The following is a 14,432-nucleotide window of genomic DNA, read 5'->3' on the forward strand; positions in this document are numbered from 1 at the left end:
TCGGTCAGGTGTCGCATTCGAGAATCGTGCGGCAGAGCCCGCAGCGCGCCCGCACCCGCCCGCGCACCGGGACGCGGATGCGCTGATGGCAGGTGGGGCACGGGAAACAGACGAGCAGCCCGTCCGGCCCGTGTTCGAAGGCGTACGCCGACGGCGCGGCGTCCGGGTGGTGGGCGGCGGCCCCCGGGTGTTCCCGGGCGTATCGCCGGTCCTTGGCGTAGCGGTGGCGGCCGGACCAGCCGGCGGCGGTGAGCGGCGGCTGCCGGGCGTCGTGCAGCGCCTCGGCCCGGCCCTTGGTGTAGGCCGTGTAGCCCTGCGGGCTGGTGAACCAGGCGGAGGGGTCCTCGTCGAAGGCGATCGCCCGTTTGGCGAGGACGTACCCGAACTCCTCGGGGGTGAGGTAGCCCAGCTTCTGGCGTGAGACGTCGTCCTGCCGGAAGGCGTCCAGCAGCAGCCAGCCCGCGCCCAGATAGGTCGTCGCGGTGTCGGTGAGGATCTCGTTGTCGCGGGTGCCCGGGAACGAGAGGTCGAGCCTGTGCAGCAGCACATGCATGATCTCGTGGGCCAGGGCCGCGCCGATGTCCCTGCGGTGGGCTCGGAAGCGGTCGTTCAGCTCGATGAAGTACTCCGGGCCCGCGGTGAGTTCGACGCTCGCCGCGTGCTCCATCTCGCGGAAGCTCACGATCATCCGGGCGTCCGGCAGGCGCAGATGCTGGACCAGGGCGCGGGCGACGCGCTGCGCGCCGAGATGCAGGTCGTCCTGGTCGGCGAAGGCCACGTCGCCCGGCAGCACGCTCGGCGCGTAGGAGCGCACGCCCTCGGGCGAGAGCCGTCTGTGCAGCGCGGTGATCGCGGCCCGCACGGTGTCGAGGTGCGGATAGCCGTGCACGACCTCGCTGTCTTTCGTCACCACGTCCCGTACCCCCTGCACGACGGTCGGCCCCACCCAACTCTACGGGGAGCCGACGGCGAACCTCACTGGTGGCGATGGCCGAAAACTGCGCCTTGTGGAGCGGTGATCCACTCTCCATAATCCGGATCACGCTTTGTCGGGCCCATGTCATTCGATGCTCGGTGTGACGCGGACCCGGCGCGGCGTACCTCTCAACCCCCCACGAAAGGCAGTCCGTTGAAGAAGAAGATCGTGCGCGCGCTGCAGAGATGCGCCGCCGCCGGCGCCGTCGTCCTCGCGGCGATCAGCCTCCAGCCCTCCTCGTCGGCCTCGGCCGCCACACCGCCCGTCGTCGGCGGGACCCGCGCCGCCCAGGGCGAGTTCCCCTTCATGGTCCGGCTCTCCATGGGCTGTGGCGGTGCGCTGTACGCCAAGGACATCGTCCTGACCGCCGCCCACTGTGTGAACGGGTCGGGCGCCAACACCAGCATCACCGCGACCGCGGGCGTCGTCGACCTGCAGAGCTCCAGCGCCATCAAGGTCAAGTCGACCAAGGTCCTCCAGGCCCCCGGCTACAACGGCACGGGCAAGGACTGGGCACTCATCAAGCTCGCCCAGCCGATCGACCTGCCCCTGCTGAAGATCGCCGACACCAAGGCGTACGACAGCGGCACCTTCACGGTCGCCGGCTGGGGCGCGGCCACCGAGGGTGGTGGCCAGCAGCGCTACCTCCGCAAGGCCACCGTGCCCTTCGTCTCCGACGCCGGCTGCAAGCAGGCGTACCCCGAGCTCGTCTCCGGCGAGGAGATCTGCGCCGGGTTCCAGCAGGGTGGTGTCGACACCTGCCAGGGTGACTCCGGCGGCCCGATGTTCCGCAAGGACAACAACAACGCGTGGATCCAGGTCGGCATCGTGAGCTGGGGCGAGGGCTGCGCACGGCCCAACTACCCGGGTGTCTACACCGAGGTGTCCACGTTCGCCGCCGCCATCAAGTCAGCGGCGGCCGGACTGTAGCAGCTGAACTCCGCCCCGGGACCCGCACGCGCCTCGGACCCCTGTCCGGCCCAGGCGCGGGTCCCGGGGCGGAGCCCCGGTCCACATCAGGCGGGGGCGGGTGGGCGCAGACAGACCGCCGCCCCCGCTCCCGCCCCTTCCAGCTCCAGCACCCACACCTCGTTCGCGCCCTCGCGCAGGACCGGTCCGGGTACGTACAGCGTGCCCTGCGGCCCCGCCGACCAGTAGCGGCCCAGGCAGAAGCCGTTCACCCACACGAACCCCCGGATCCAGCCGGGCAGTTCGAGCGACGCGTCGCCCGGCTGGGCCACGTCGAGCGTCCCGCCGTACAGTCCCGCCGCGCCGCCGGGAGCCGCACCCGCCGGTGCGGCGCGGAACGGGACCTTGTCGACCGCCGACGCCTCGAAGGCGGCCAGCCGCAGGCCCTGGGCCCGTACACCGTGCAGATACTGGCGCTCGTGGAGCACACCGCCCGCGATGCCCTTCGGCTCTCCCGTCCGCGGCCCGTAGTTCACCCGCCCCAGCGACTCCACCCACAGCTCGACCTCCGCGGGACCCGCGACCGGCGCGTCCAGCTCCGCGTGGCCCTCGCTGAGCACACCGGCGCGTACGCCGTCGACGTACACGACCGCCCGGTCCCGGAGCCCGTCCACACTCAGCGGATACGGCTGCCGCGGGCCCGGCACCCTCATCCGGTAGCGGACCAGACCCCGGTCCACGCCGAGTTCCTCGAACGTCGGCGGGACGGGCGCCTCGCTCTCCTCGTCACCGAGCGTGTCCAGCACCTCCTCCAGCGGCGCCCACCGGGGGAGCTCGGCCCGCACCGGCGCGCCCAGCGCGGCGGGCGCGGGCGGCAGTTCCGGCAGCGGCCCGTCCCCGTACCGCGCGAGCACCTCCCGGAACAGCCAGAACTTCTCGGTCGGCCGGCCCTGTTCGTCGATCGGCGCGTCGTAGTCGTACGACGTGACATCGGGCAGGAGTTCTCCCATGTGCCGGGCCCCGCCACCCCGGTTCGCGCCGGCCCAGCCGGCGAAGTTCGTGCCGCCGTGCGCCATGTAGATGTTGACCGACGCGCCGCACTCCAGGACGTCCCGCAGGGCGGCGGCGGCGTCCCGCGGATCTCGTACGACATGGTCCCCGCCCCAGTGGTCGAACCAGCCGCACCAGAACTCCATGCACATCAGCGGCCCCTCGGGCCGGTGGCGGCGCAGTGTCCCGAACGCCTCACGCGCCCCCGAACCGAAGTTGGCGGTCGCGAGCACCCCCGGCACCGAGCCGCCGGTCAGCATGTGGTCCTCGGGCCCGTCCGAGGTGAACAGCGGCACGGTCACTCCGCAGCCGCGCAGCAGGTCGGCGAGGTGGCGCAGATAGACCTGGTCGCTGCCGTAGCTGCCGTACTCGTTCTCGACCTGCACCATGATCACCGGGCCGCCGCCCCGGGAGCCGTACTGGCGTTCCGCGACCTGCGGCAGCAGCCGGGTGAACCAGCGCTCCACATGCCCCAGATACTCCGCGTCCTCCGTGCGCACCCGCCGCCCGAGCCTGCCGGTCAGCCAGTGCGGAAGCCCGCCGTTCTCCCACTCGGCGCAGATGTACGGGCCCGGCCGCACGATCGCCATCAGTCCCGCCGCGTGCGCCGCGTCCAGGAAGCGGCCGAGCGCGTCCGCGTCGTCGTAGCGGCCGGGCTCCGGCTCGTGGAGATTCCACGGTACGTAGGTCTCGACGCAGTTGAGGCCCATGGCCCGCAGCATCGCCAGCCGATGGTCCCACTGCTCCTCGTGCACCCGGAAGTAGTGCAGAGCCCCGGACAGCAGCCGTACGGGCCGCCCGTCCCTCAGGAAGTCCTCGTCACCCACAGTGAACCCAGTCACGGTCCCCGCCCCTCGCCCGGTCACCTTCCGAGGCCAACCCTCGCCCCCTGGCGGCGGGCCGGTCCATGGACAAAGATCGGCGGTGTTTGGACGCAACTCGGTGCTCGGAGGCCGAGGGTGCGCGGAGCCCGGGGAAGGAGCGAAAACGGATGTACCACACCTGGATGCGCTATTTCACCCCCAGTCCGGTCCATCACCGCCTCGGTCTCGCCTGCCTCGGCGTAGGCCTTCAGCACGGCTCGCTGCCCGCCGTCGGACCCCGCACCCTCGACCACCACGTCGCCGTCGTGATCAGCGCGGGCAGCGGCTGGTTCCGCGGCACCGACGGGCGCCGCACCACCGTCACCGCGCCCGCCCTGATCTGGCTGACGCCCGGCGTCCCCCACCACTACGGCCCGGATCCGGCCGGTGGCTGGGACGAGGGCTTCGTCGACTTCACCGGACCCGCCACCGCCACGTACACCGAACTGGGCTACATAGAGCCCGAGCGGCCCGTCGTCCCCCTCTCCGACGCGGCCGGGGCCCGCGCCGCCGTCGGCCGCATCGCCCGCGCCGCACGCCACGGCAATCCTCTCCTGGAGGTCGAGACGGGCGCGGCCGTGCACGAACTGCTCGTCGCCCTGCGCCGGGCCCGTACCGACACCAACGCCGACGGCGACCCGGTGCTCGGCGCACTGGCCCGTGACGCCTTCCTGGCGCTCTCCGTGGCCGAGCACGCGGCGCGCCACGGCATGACCCCGGCGGAACTGCGCGCCGCCGTCCGCCGGAGCGCCGGCTGCAGCCCCAAGGACTACCTCCTGGGCATCCGCCTCGGCCGGGCCAAGGAACTCCTCGCTGCCACCGAACTGCCCGTCGCCGCCGTCGCCCGCCGCGTCGGCTACGAGGACCCCGCCTACTTCTCCCGGCTGTTCACCCGCCGTGTCGGCACGGCACCCGTCCGCTTCCGTGAGCAGCAGGGCCGCGCCGTCCCCGGCGGCTGGAGCAACCGGATCCCGGACCCCGAGCACCCCCCGACCATCGCGACGTGATCGGCGCCCACCGCTCCACGTAAGCTCGATGACCATGACCACGAGGGACATCGACGAGAGTGTGCGCGCCGAACTGAACCGTCTGCGCGAGAGCATCGACAACATCGACGCGGCGGTCGTCCATATGCTCGCCGAGCGCTTCAAATGCACCCAGCAGGTCGGCCACCTCAAGGCCGAGCACCATCTGCCGCCTGCCGACCCGGACCGTGAGTCCCGGCAGATCGAGCGCCTGCGGCAGCTCGCGGAGAGCGCCAAACTGGACCCGGCCTTCGCGGAGAAGCTGCTGAACTTCATCATCGCCGAGGTGATCCGCCACCACGAGCAGATCGCGGATGGGCCGTCCGCCGCGCCCGGCGCCTGATCACCCGGCGCCCGGAACCCGGCGCCCGGCGCTCGCGGACGCGGCCGAGCACATCGGCGCGCGGCACCCCGCCCGGGGCCGCGGCACCGGACAGGGGCGCGAACACCCCCCGGCGCAGGCGCCGATGCGTGCACCGCGTGCGCTGACAGCGGAACCGATCCCCCGTGTGCGGGACGGGCACCATCGGGCAGCATGGATCCCATGTCCGTACTGACGCGCGACGAAGCGCAGACCCGAGCCCAGCTCCTCGACGTCCATCGCTACACGATCGACCTCGACCTCACCACCGGCGAAGAGACCTTCGACTCCCGGACCGTGATCCACTTCACGGCGCGCGTCGCCGGGGACACGTTCGTCGAGCTCAAGCCGGCCGTGCTGCGCTCCGTCACCCTCGACGGGCAGCCCCTCGATCCGGAGTCGCTGGTCGAGAACCGGCTGGCGCTGACCGGCCTGAGCGCCGGCGACCACGAGCTGCGCGTCGAGGCGGACATGCGCTACTCCCGCACCGGCGAGGGCATGCACCGCTTCACCGACCCCAGCGACGGCGAGACGTACGTCTACACCCAGATGTTCATGGAAGATGTCCAGCGCGTCTTCGCCGCCTTCGACCAGCCCGACCTCAAGGCCGTCTTCGAACTCTCCGTCACCGCCCCCGAGGGCTGGACCGTACTCGGCAACGGCGTCGCCACCCGGGGCGAGAACGGCACCTGGACCTGTGCCCCGACCCCGCCGCTCGCCACCTACTTCGCCGCCGTCGCCGCCGGCCCCTGGCACTCCGTGCGCACCGAGCACGCAGGACTGCCCTTCGGTCTCCACTGCCGCCGCGCGCTCGCCCCGTACCTGGACGCGGACGCCGAGGAGATCCTTGAGATCACCCGTCAGTGCTACGACCGGTACCACGAGAAGTTCGAGGAGCCGTACCCCTTCGACTCCTACGACCAGGCCTTCGTGCCCGAGTTCAACGCCGGGGCGATGGAGAACCCGGGCCTGGTCACCTTCCGCGACGAGTTCATCTACCGCTCGGCCGTCACCGACACCGAGCGGCAGACCCGGGCCATGGTCATCGCCCACGAGATGGCCCACATGTGGTTCGGCGACCTCGTCACCCTCAAGTGGTGGGACGACATCTGGCTCAACGAGTCCTTCGCCGAGTACATGGGATACCAGACCCTGACCGAGGCCACCCGTTTCACCGACACCTGGGTGGACTTCGGCATCGGCCGCAAGTCCTGGGGCTACGACGCCGACCAGCGGCCCTCCACGCACCCGGTCGCCCCCGACCCCGACGCCGTCCCCGACACCTCGTCCGCGATGCTCAACTTCGACGGCATCTCGTACGCCAAGGGCGCGTCCGCCCTGCGCCAGCTGGTGACCTGGCTGGGCGAGAAGGACTTCCTGGCCGGCATCAACACCCACTTCGCCCGGCACAAGTTCGGCAACGCCACCCTCGCCGACTTCATCGACTCCCTCGCGGGCGCCACCGACCGTGATGTGCACGCATGGGCCGACTCCTGGCTGCGGACGACCGGCGTGGACACCCTCACCCCGACCGTCGCCGAGTCCGGGGGCACGTGGACGCTCACCGTCGCCCGCGACGGCAGCCGCCCGCACCGCATCGCCGTCGGCGCGTACGACGCCGATCCGGTCGCCCCCGGCAGGCTCGTGCTCCGCGACCGGCTCGACATGGACGTCCCACAGAACGGCAGCGGCCCCCGGCCCGGCCGCCGCCCGGCCCTCGTCGTCCTCAACGACGGCGACGCCAGCTACGCCAAAGTCCGTCTGGACGCCACCTCCTGGGACACGGCCGTACGTTCCCTCTCCGGCATCCCGGACCCGCTGACCCGCGCCGTCGTGTGGAACGCCGCCCGCGACATGGTCCGCGACGGCGAACTGGCCCCCACCGCCTACCTGGAGGCCGCCCGCGCCCACCTTCCCCACGAATCGGATCTCGCCGTCGTCCAGGGTGTTCTCACCTTCGCCGCCGACCAGGTCGCCGACCGCTACCTCCCGGCCGACCGGCGGCCCGCCGCGCTCGGCACGCTCCGCGCCGTCTGCCGCGATCTGCTGCGCCGCACCGAGGACGGCAGCGACCCGGGCCTGCGGCTGACGGCCGTACGTCACTTCATCGACGCGGCCTCGCAGCCCGAGACCCTCCAGGAATGGTTCGCCGACGGAAGCGTGCCCGGCGGCCCCGAGCTCGACCCGGAGCTGCGCTGGCGCATCCTGTACCGCCTGGCCGTCCTGGGCGCGACCGACGAGTCGGCGATCGACGCCGAGCTGGACCGCGACCCGAGCGCCACCGGCCAGGAAGGCGCGGCGCGCTGCCGTGCGGCGCTGCCCACACCGGAGGCTAAAGCGGCGGCCTGGCAGCGGCTGTTCACCACGGACACGCTGTCCAACTACCTCTTCACCGCCACGGCGCAGGGCTTCTGGCAGCCCGAACAGGCCGATCTCGTACGGGAGTACGTGCCGCGGTACTTCCCCGACGCGGTGGCGCTGGCCGCGCGCCGCGGCCCCGCGATCGCCGAAGCGGCGGGCCGTTACGCCTTTCCGCTGCACGCGGTGGACGCGGAGGCGCTGGCACTGGGCGAGGACCGGCTGCGGGACACGGACATGCTTCCGGCGCTCCGCCGCAAGCTGGCGGACCAACTGGACGACCTCCGCCGAGCGCTCTCGGTCCGCACGGCCTGACCCACGACCCGGACCGCCCTTCGGGCGGTGTCCTCGATCGCCGGACGGGCCGGATCGATCAAGCCCCGCCGGCGATCGAGGAGCGGGGTGCGGGGGCGGAGCCCCGGCTCGGGAAGGGGCGGGCAGGGGAACGCCCCGCGCAGCGGCCCCACCCGCCCCGCCCGCGCACCCCACCGCAACCCCCGCCCCTCGCCACGCAATACCACTTTCGGGTCCGGATCGTTGAGCAACGCGGGCACCCACCACGGGTCCCCCTTTCACCCTGGTGTGACACCCCGCGCTCACCGAAGGACCCGCATGAGCATGCCGCCGCCCCTCGCCGGAGGAACCAAAGGTCCCGACGCCCTGCGGCCGCTGCTCGCCGTCGTGCTCGCCGCGCTGCACGACGGCGCGGCGGAGCGCGGCGGGCCGATCCCCGTCGGCGGCCCCGAAGCCGTCGCCGCGCTGGTGCGCGAGAGTGCCGAGCCCGTCCTCCCCGAGGACGGCACCGGGGCCGAGGAGGCCCTGCGCACCCTCGTCCGTACCCTCGCGCTCGGTGCCGCCGACCCCGCGGACCCGCGCTGCGCGGCCCATCTGCACACCTCACCCCTCGCGCTCGCCGTCGCCGCCGACCTCGCCGTTTCCGCGCTCAATCCCTCCCTCGACTCCTGGGACCAGGCCCCGGCGGCCTCCGAACTGGAGGCCGTGGTCAGCAGGACCCTCGCCGCCGAGGTGTATCCGCAGCGACCCGACCCCGACGCCCTGATCACCACCGGCGGCACCGAGTCCAACCAGCTCGGCCTGCTCCTCGCCAGGGAACGCCACGGCGCGGTCCAGGTGCTCTGCGGTTCGGCCGCCCATCACTCCCTGCGCCGCGCCGCCTGGCTGCTCGGCCTGCCCGAGCCGGTGACCGTCCCCGCCCCTTCCGGCGCCCTCGACCTCGCCGCGCTCGACGAGGCCCTGACGGATCTGCCCGGCCCCCTCCTCGTCGCCGCGACCGCCGGAACCACGGACACCGGGCGCATCGATCCACTCGCCGATGTCGCCGCTCTGTGCGAGCGGCACGGCGCGGAGCTGCACGTGGATGCCGCCTACGGCGGCCCCCTGCTGTTCAGCACCGCACACAGAGCCAAGCTGGCCGGCCTGGAGCGCGCCCACTCCGTCGCCCTCGACCTGCACAAACTGGGCTGGCAGCCGGTCGCCGCCGGACTGCTCGCCGTACCCGACCGCGCCCGCCTCGCCCCGCTCGCCGTCACCGCCGACTATCTCAACGCCGACGACGACACCGAAGCGGGACTGCCCGATCTGCTGGGCCGCTCCCTGCGGACGACCCGCCGCCCCGACATCCTCAAGGTCGCGGTCACCCTGCGCGCACTGGGCCGCACCGGCCTCGCCGCGCTCGTCGACCGCACCTGCGCCACCGCCCAGCGGCTCGCGGATCTGATCACGGAGCATCCGGGCCTGGAGCTGTACGAGCGGCCCACCATGACCACCGTCCTCTTCCGCCCCGTCGTGGCCACCGATGAGGAGACCGCGGCCATCCGCCGCACCCTCCTCGACGAAGGCTCCGCCGTGCTCGGCCGGGCCCGGGCGGACGGACGCCTCTGGCTCAAGGCCACGCTTCTCAACCCCCACGCCACCCCCGGTGACCTGGAAGCCCTGATCGCACTCGTGGAAGGCAGCACCCCGCGATGACCGCCACGCCCGCAACCGAACTGGACCAGCCCCACGACCTCGTGGGCATCGGCATCGGCCCCTTCAACCTCGCCCTCGCCGCACTCGCCGACGGCGTCCCCGGAGGTCTGGCCGCGACCTTCTACGAGCAGCGCCGCTCCTTCACCTGGCACCCGGGCCTGCTGATCGAGGGCGCCACTCTCCAAGTCCCCTTCCTGGCAGACCTGGTGACCCTCGCCGACCCGGCCAGCCCCTGGACCTTCCTGAGCTACCTCCGCGCCCGGGACCGGCTCTTCCCCTTCTACTTCGCCGAGCGGTTCCACATCCACCGCGCCGAGTACGACGACTACTGCCGCTGGGTCAGCGACAGCCTCCCCGGGCTGCACTTCGGCCATCAGATCGACGCCGTCCACTGGAACGGGGAACGGGCCCTGTTCGAGGTCGACTTCGCCCAGCTCGACGCCGCGGGCGAGGCGGAGGCCCTCGGCCGGGCGTACACCCGCAACATCGCGCTCGGTGTCGGGACCGAGCCGTACGTCCCGGAGCCCCTCAAGCCGCTCGTCGAGGCTCCCACCGTCCCGGTCATCCACTCCGCCGACTATCTCGACCACCGCGACCGCCTGCTGGCCGCCGGGCACATCACCGTCATCGGCTCGGGCCAGTCCGGCGCCGAGGTCTTCCTCGACCTGCTCAGGGCCCGCCCGGCCGGGGCCGAGAGGATCCACTGGCTGGCCCGTACGGAAGCCTTCGCGCCGATGGAGTACTCCAAGCTCGGCCTGGAACACTTCACCCCGGACTACACCCGCTACTTCCACGCACTGCCCGAGCAGACCCGCGACGCACTGGTCCCGCGCCAGTGGCAGCTCCACAAGGGCATCGACACCGACACGATCGCCGCCATCCACGACGAGCTCTACCGCCGCATGCTCCACGGCGGCTGGCCCGACGCCGTCCTCACACCGGGGGTGAGCGTCCGTACCGCCGGGCGGGTCGCCACCACCAAGGTCGAACTGCATCTGGAGCACATCCAGCAGGGCACCCGCTCCCGGATGACCACCGACGCCGTGGTCCTCGCCACCGGCTACCGCGAGCGGCCGCTGGAGCGCATGCTGGCCGGCCTCGACCCGTATCTGCGCCGCGACGCGGGCGGACGGCCCCGCATCGACGAGCGGTTCCGCCTGATCACGGACGAGTTGGTGACCGGCTCGGTGTACGTACAGAACGCCGAGCGGCACACCCACGGTGTCGGCGCGCCCGACCTCGGCCTCGCGGCGTGGCGCGCGGCGAGCATCCTCAACTCCCTCACCGGCAAGGAGCCCTACCCGCTGCCCCGGCGCACCGCCTTCACCAGCTTCGGTCTCGAACGCCGCGAGGCGACCACCATCCCCGGGCAGGCGCTGGAACTGACACCCCTCGCCCAGGGACTCTGAACGCCTCGCGGCACACCGGACCGTCCCAGGTCAGGACACCTGGAAGACGGGCACACCGTCCCGACAACGCGCGTAGATCCTGGCGCGGGAGCACCCTCCCGCAACACCCCCTCGCGCGTTTCCATCCGGTGTCCGCCGGTTGCCGCGGGCGAATGGGAGAGTGGGTGCACGACGACCGGACGCACGAGGGAGCCCCGCAGTGACCACCGACGCACCGACCGCCGCCGCACCCTACGGAACCCCCGAGACCCCGCGGGTCGCCGTGCGCGGAGAGGCGCGGCTGGAATTCGACCCGGAGATCGCCAGGATCGGCGTCACGGTCAGCGCGCGGGGCACCGACCGGCGCAGCGCGCTGGAGGACCTCACCCGGCGCAACTCCGCGGTCCTGGACCTGATCAAGTCGTACGGCGAATCCGTGGAGAAACTGGAGACCGGAGCCTTCTCCATCACCCCCGAGCTCACCCGCCACGGCCGCGGCGAACGCGTCCGCGCGTACATGGGCCGCGTCCACATCACCGCCGAGCTCGGCGACTTCACCGCGCTCGGCGAACTCACCACCCGGCTCGCCGATCTGGAACTGACCCGCGTCGACGGCCCCTGGTGGGCGCTGCGCCCGGACTCGCCCGCCCATGGAGAGGCCCGCCGCCAGGCGGTGAAGGAAGCGGTGCAGCGAGCGCGCGAGTACGCCGAGGCGCTGGGCGCGCGGCTCGCCGCGCTGGTCGAACTGGCGGATCTCGGCGCGGAGAACGCCGTTGCGTATGGAATGCCCCAGGCCCCCGGTGCGATGCGCATGGCGGCGTACGGCGGTACGGAAAACGCTGAGATGGCCCCGGCGCTGGACCTCGAACCGCAACGTCAGACCGTGTACGCCCAGGTCAACGCCCGCTTCACGATGACCCCGCCGGTGCTCTAGACGCAGGGGTGCTCCGACGGCCGAGAATGCTCATCGGAGCACCCCCGTGCACAATTCAACACTTGTCAATAACCCTTCACGCAAAGGTTGTTGAGTGGTCATGCTGGACGAATTCTCTACCCACCGGTAAGCCCTAGGCTCGAACCATGCGCCGAGCAAAAATCGTCTGTACTCTTGGGCCCGCCACCGACTCATACGACCAGATCAAGGCATTGGTCGAGGCCGGAATGGACGTCGCCCGCTTCAACCTCAGCCACGGCACGTACGCCGAGCACGAGGAGCGCTACCAGCGCGTTCGCAAAGCGTCCGACGAATCGGGCCGCAGCGTCGGCATCCTCGCCGACCTTCAAGGTCCGAAGATCCGCCTGGGCCGCTTCCAGGAAGGCCCCGTACTGCTTGAACGCGGGGATGAATTCACCATCACCGTCGAGGAGACCGCGGGCGACCGTCACACCTGCGGCACCACGTACGCCGGTCTCGCCGGCGATGTGACCACCGGTGAGCGCATCCTCGTCGACGACGGCAAGGTCTGTCTGGAAGTGACCGCGGTCGACGGTCCCCGGGTCCGCACCACCGTCATCGAGGGCGGCATGGTCTCCGACCACAAGGGCCTCAACCTCCCCGGCGTCGCCGTCTCCGTCCCCGCACTGTCCGAGAAGGACATCGAAGACCTCCGCTGGGCCCTGCGCATCGGCGCGGACGTCATCGCGCTGTCGTTCGTGCGCAGCGGACGCGACATCGAGGACGTGCACCGCGTCATGGACGAGGAGGGCCGTCGCCTTCCCGTGATCGCCAAGATCGAGAAGCCGCAGGCCGTCGAGAACATCGACGACATCGTGGCCGCGTTCGACGGGATCATGGTCGCCCGCGGCGACCTCGGCGTCGAAATGCCGCTGGAGCAGGTGCCGATCGTCCAGAAGCGGGCGATCAAGCTCGCCAAGCGCAACGCCAAGCCGGTCATCGTGGCGACGCAGATGCTCGACTCGATGATCGACAACTCGCGTCCCACGCGCGCCGAGGCGTCCGACGTCGCCAACGCCGTGATCGACGGCACCGACGCGGTCATGCTCTCGGGCGAGACGAGCGTCGGGAAGTACCCCGTTGAGACGGTGAAGACGATGGGCCGCATCGTCGAGGCGGCCGAGGAGGACGTCCTCGCCAAGGGCCTGCCGCCGCTGACCGAGCGCAACAAGCCCCGTACGCAGGGCGGCGCCGTGGCCCGCGCGGCCGCTGAGATGGGCGACTTCCTGGGCGCGAAGTTCCTGGTCGCCTTCACACAGTCCGGCGACACCGTGAAGCGACTGTCGCGCTACCGCTCGCCGATCCCGCTGCTGGCGTTCACCCCGGACGCGGCCACCCGCTCGCAGCTCAACCTCACGTGGGGAGTGGAAACGTTCCTCGGCCCGCACGTCGACTCCACCGACGCCATGGTCGCCCAGGTCGACGAGGAGCTGCTGAAGATCGGCCGCTGCAAGAAGGGCGACATCGTGGTGATCACCGCCGGCTCCCCGCCCGGAGTCGCGGGCTCCACCAACCTGGTGCGTGTGCACCACATCGGTGAGGACGACGCTCCCAAGTAATAGGGACGGGCCGAGGTACGGTGCGCGGATCAGTACTTCGGCCCGACGTGGCTGTCCATGAGTGCGACGGAGGCGCGCCTGGCGACGGAGATGTTGTGCGGCCTCCCGGCCCGCGTGCAGTGCTTCCACTCGACTCCGAGCTTGTCCAGGGTGTCGGTGTAGAGCCGCCTGATGTCGTCGGAGACATTGGTGAACCAGTACCGCGGGTATTCGTAGCGCTTCACCTCTCCGCCGACCAGGCGGGTGGTCCAGTTCATGTTCCGGCAGCCGTCGGAGTGGATCAGCCCGCGAATGAACTCCCAGGGGTGCGCGTCCACGATCTGTTGCTGCCAGGCTTCGAGGGCGATGAGTCGTTCGTGCTTCTTTCCGGGGCCATGCTGTGGGAAAAGACATGGCCAGTGCCGGCTGTAACTGGTGACCGCCACACATCCCTGCTGCTGCAGGATGCAAACCCGGCTCCCGGGGAGGACGGACGTGATGGCGATGCGGCACTCGTTGATCAGCCCCGGCCAGACGTGGGCGCACGCGACGCGCAGGTAGTAGCCGGTGCGCGGATGGGGGCTTATGCACCCGTCGCCGAGGTAGAGGCCCAGCAAGTAGGCGTACTTGGGGGTATCAGCGGGGACTTCTGGAGCGGGAAGGCATCTCGGGCAGGGGGCGGATTGGCTGAGCATGCGCGGCAGGGGCTCGATCCGGGTCTGCCATTCGCGGATCGCAGCCCGCGATATACCTGTGTGTTTGCTGACCGAGTTGAGGCTCCGGCCTTGGGCGACGAGAGCAAGCGCGAGCTTGCGCGTTTCAACGTCGTACATGCGGCCGAGCCTTGTCGAAACCCGGCCGCCCTGGTGCAGAAGGGCGATGCGTTCACACGTTCACGTGAACTCCGCCGTTTCCGGGGTGACCTTGGAAAAGAAGGAAAAGTGCCCCAGGTGGGATTCGAACCCACACTGTCCGCTGTTTGAGAGCGGCCTCTCTGACCAGTTGGAGTACTGGGGCCTT

The 14,432-nt window shown here is 71.3% G+C and carries 11 protein-coding genes and 1 tRNA gene; 8 read left to right on the forward strand and 4 right to left on the reverse strand.

The features are described from left to right. Positions 1-4: 4 nt before the first annotated feature. Positions 5-910: a hypothetical protein gene (locus OG293_RS27595; RefSeq protein WP_406003729.1), complete on the reverse strand. Its 906-nt coding sequence runs from the start codon at positions 908-910 to the stop codon at positions 5-7. Between the two features lie 219 nt (positions 911-1,129). Between OG293_RS27595 and OG293_RS27600 the strand changes: the two genes are divergently transcribed. Beyond that, complete coding sequence (locus OG293_RS27600) at positions 1,130-1,906, forward strand: S1 family peptidase (protein ID WP_406001480.1); 777 nt, start codon at positions 1,130-1,132, stop codon at positions 1,904-1,906. An 86-nt stretch (positions 1,907-1,992) separates the two neighbouring features. On the opposite strand, the gene OG293_RS27605 is transcribed toward OG293_RS27600, so the two are convergent. Continuing rightward, positions 1,993-3,777, reverse strand: coding sequence for a glycoside hydrolase family 35 protein (locus OG293_RS27605; protein WP_406001481.1), 1,785 nt, complete (start codon positions 3,775-3,777; stop codon positions 1,993-1,995). 149 nt (positions 3,778-3,926) lie between these two features. Here OG293_RS27605 and OG293_RS27610 point away from each other — a divergent pair, with 149 nt between their 5' ends. The 7 genes from OG293_RS27610 to pyk all read left to right on the forward strand — a co-directional run bounded on the left by OG293_RS27610 (position 3,927) and on the right by pyk (position 13,433). Further along, positions 3,927-4,805, forward strand: a complete 879-nt coding sequence (locus OG293_RS27610; RefSeq protein WP_406001482.1) for a helix-turn-helix domain-containing protein — start codon at positions 3,927-3,929, stop codon at positions 4,803-4,805. A gap of 34 nt (positions 4,806-4,839) precedes the next feature. Next, positions 4,840-5,166 carry a chorismate mutase gene (locus OG293_RS27615; protein ID WP_406001483.1) on the forward strand — a complete coding sequence of 109 codons (327 nt, stop codon included), beginning with the start codon at positions 4,840-4,842 and terminating at the stop codon, positions 5,164-5,166. Positions 5,167-5,367: 201 nt separating this feature from the next. Then, positions 5,368-7,857 (forward strand): aminopeptidase N, encoded by a 2,490-nt coding sequence (pepN, locus tag OG293_RS27620; protein ID WP_406001484.1) that lies wholly within the window; start codon positions 5,368-5,370, stop codon positions 7,855-7,857. A gap of 297 nt (positions 7,858-8,154) precedes the next feature. After that, the gene (locus OG293_RS27625; RefSeq protein ID WP_406001485.1) at positions 8,155-9,531 is read left to right on the forward strand and encodes a pyridoxal phosphate-dependent decarboxylase family protein; all 1,377 of its coding nucleotides are present in this window, start codon (positions 8,155-8,157) and stop codon (positions 9,529-9,531) included. Continuing rightward, positions 9,528-10,940, forward strand: coding sequence for a lysine N(6)-hydroxylase/L-ornithine N(5)-oxygenase family protein (locus tag OG293_RS27630; protein WP_406001486.1), 1,413 nt, complete (start codon positions 9,528-9,530; stop codon positions 10,938-10,940). Before OG293_RS27625 ends, OG293_RS27630 begins: the two co-directional genes overlap by 4 nt. Positions 10,941-11,139: 199 nt before the next feature. Continuing rightward, entirely contained in the window at positions 11,140-11,853 is a 714-nt protein-coding gene (locus OG293_RS27635; RefSeq protein WP_406001487.1) for an SIMPL domain-containing protein, read from the forward strand. 146 nt (positions 11,854-11,999) lie between these two features. Next, positions 12,000-13,433, forward strand: a complete 1,434-nt coding sequence (gene pyk, locus OG293_RS27640) for a pyruvate kinase (RefSeq protein ID WP_406001488.1) — start codon at positions 12,000-12,002, stop codon at positions 13,431-13,433. Positions 13,434-13,462: 29 nt separating this feature from the next. Here pyk and OG293_RS27645 read toward each other — a convergent pair whose 3' ends face one another. Together OG293_RS27645 and OG293_RS27650 are read right to left on the reverse strand one after the other, a co-directional pair. Next, positions 13,463-14,245 carry a transcriptional regulator gene (locus OG293_RS27645; protein ID WP_406001489.1) on the reverse strand — a complete coding sequence of 261 codons (783 nt, stop codon included), beginning with the start codon at positions 14,243-14,245 and terminating at the stop codon, positions 13,463-13,465. A 109-nt stretch (positions 14,246-14,354) separates the two neighbouring features. Beyond that, a tRNA-Leu gene (locus OG293_RS27650) sits at positions 14,355-14,429 on the reverse strand. Positions 14,430-14,432 lie beyond the last annotated feature (3 nt).

Origin of the sequence: Streptomyces sp. NBC_00829, from assembly GCF_045161795.1 — a bacterium.
In the GTDB taxonomy this organism is placed as follows: domain Bacteria; phylum Actinomycetota; class Actinomycetes; order Streptomycetales; family Streptomycetaceae; genus Streptomyces.

Excerpts from the sequence above, each read along its gene's own strand:
- OG293_RS27610 (WP_406001482.1), top strand. The coding sequence starts at position 3,927 with ATGTACCACACCTGGATGCGCTATTTCACCCCCAGTCCGGTCCATCAC.
- OG293_RS27615 (WP_406001483.1), top strand. The coding sequence starts at position 4,840 with ATGACCACGAGGGACATCGACGAGAGTGTGCGCGCCGAACTGAACCGT.
- pepN (WP_406001484.1), top strand. The coding sequence starts at position 5,368 with ATGTCCGTACTGACGCGCGACGAAGCGCAGACCCGAGCCCAGCTCCTC.
- OG293_RS27625 (WP_406001485.1), top strand. The coding sequence starts at position 8,155 with ATGAGCATGCCGCCGCCCCTCGCCGGAGGAACCAAAGGTCCCGACGCC.
- OG293_RS27630 (WP_406001486.1), top strand. The coding sequence starts at position 9,528 with ATGACCGCCACGCCCGCAACCGAACTGGACCAGCCCCACGACCTCGTG.
- pyk (WP_406001488.1), top strand. The coding sequence starts at position 12,000 with ATGCGCCGAGCAAAAATCGTCTGTACTCTTGGGCCCGCCACCGACTCA.
- OG293_RS27645 (WP_406001489.1), bottom strand. The coding sequence starts at position 14,245 with ATGTACGACGTTGAAACGCGCAAGCTCGCGCTTGCTCTCGTCGCCCAA.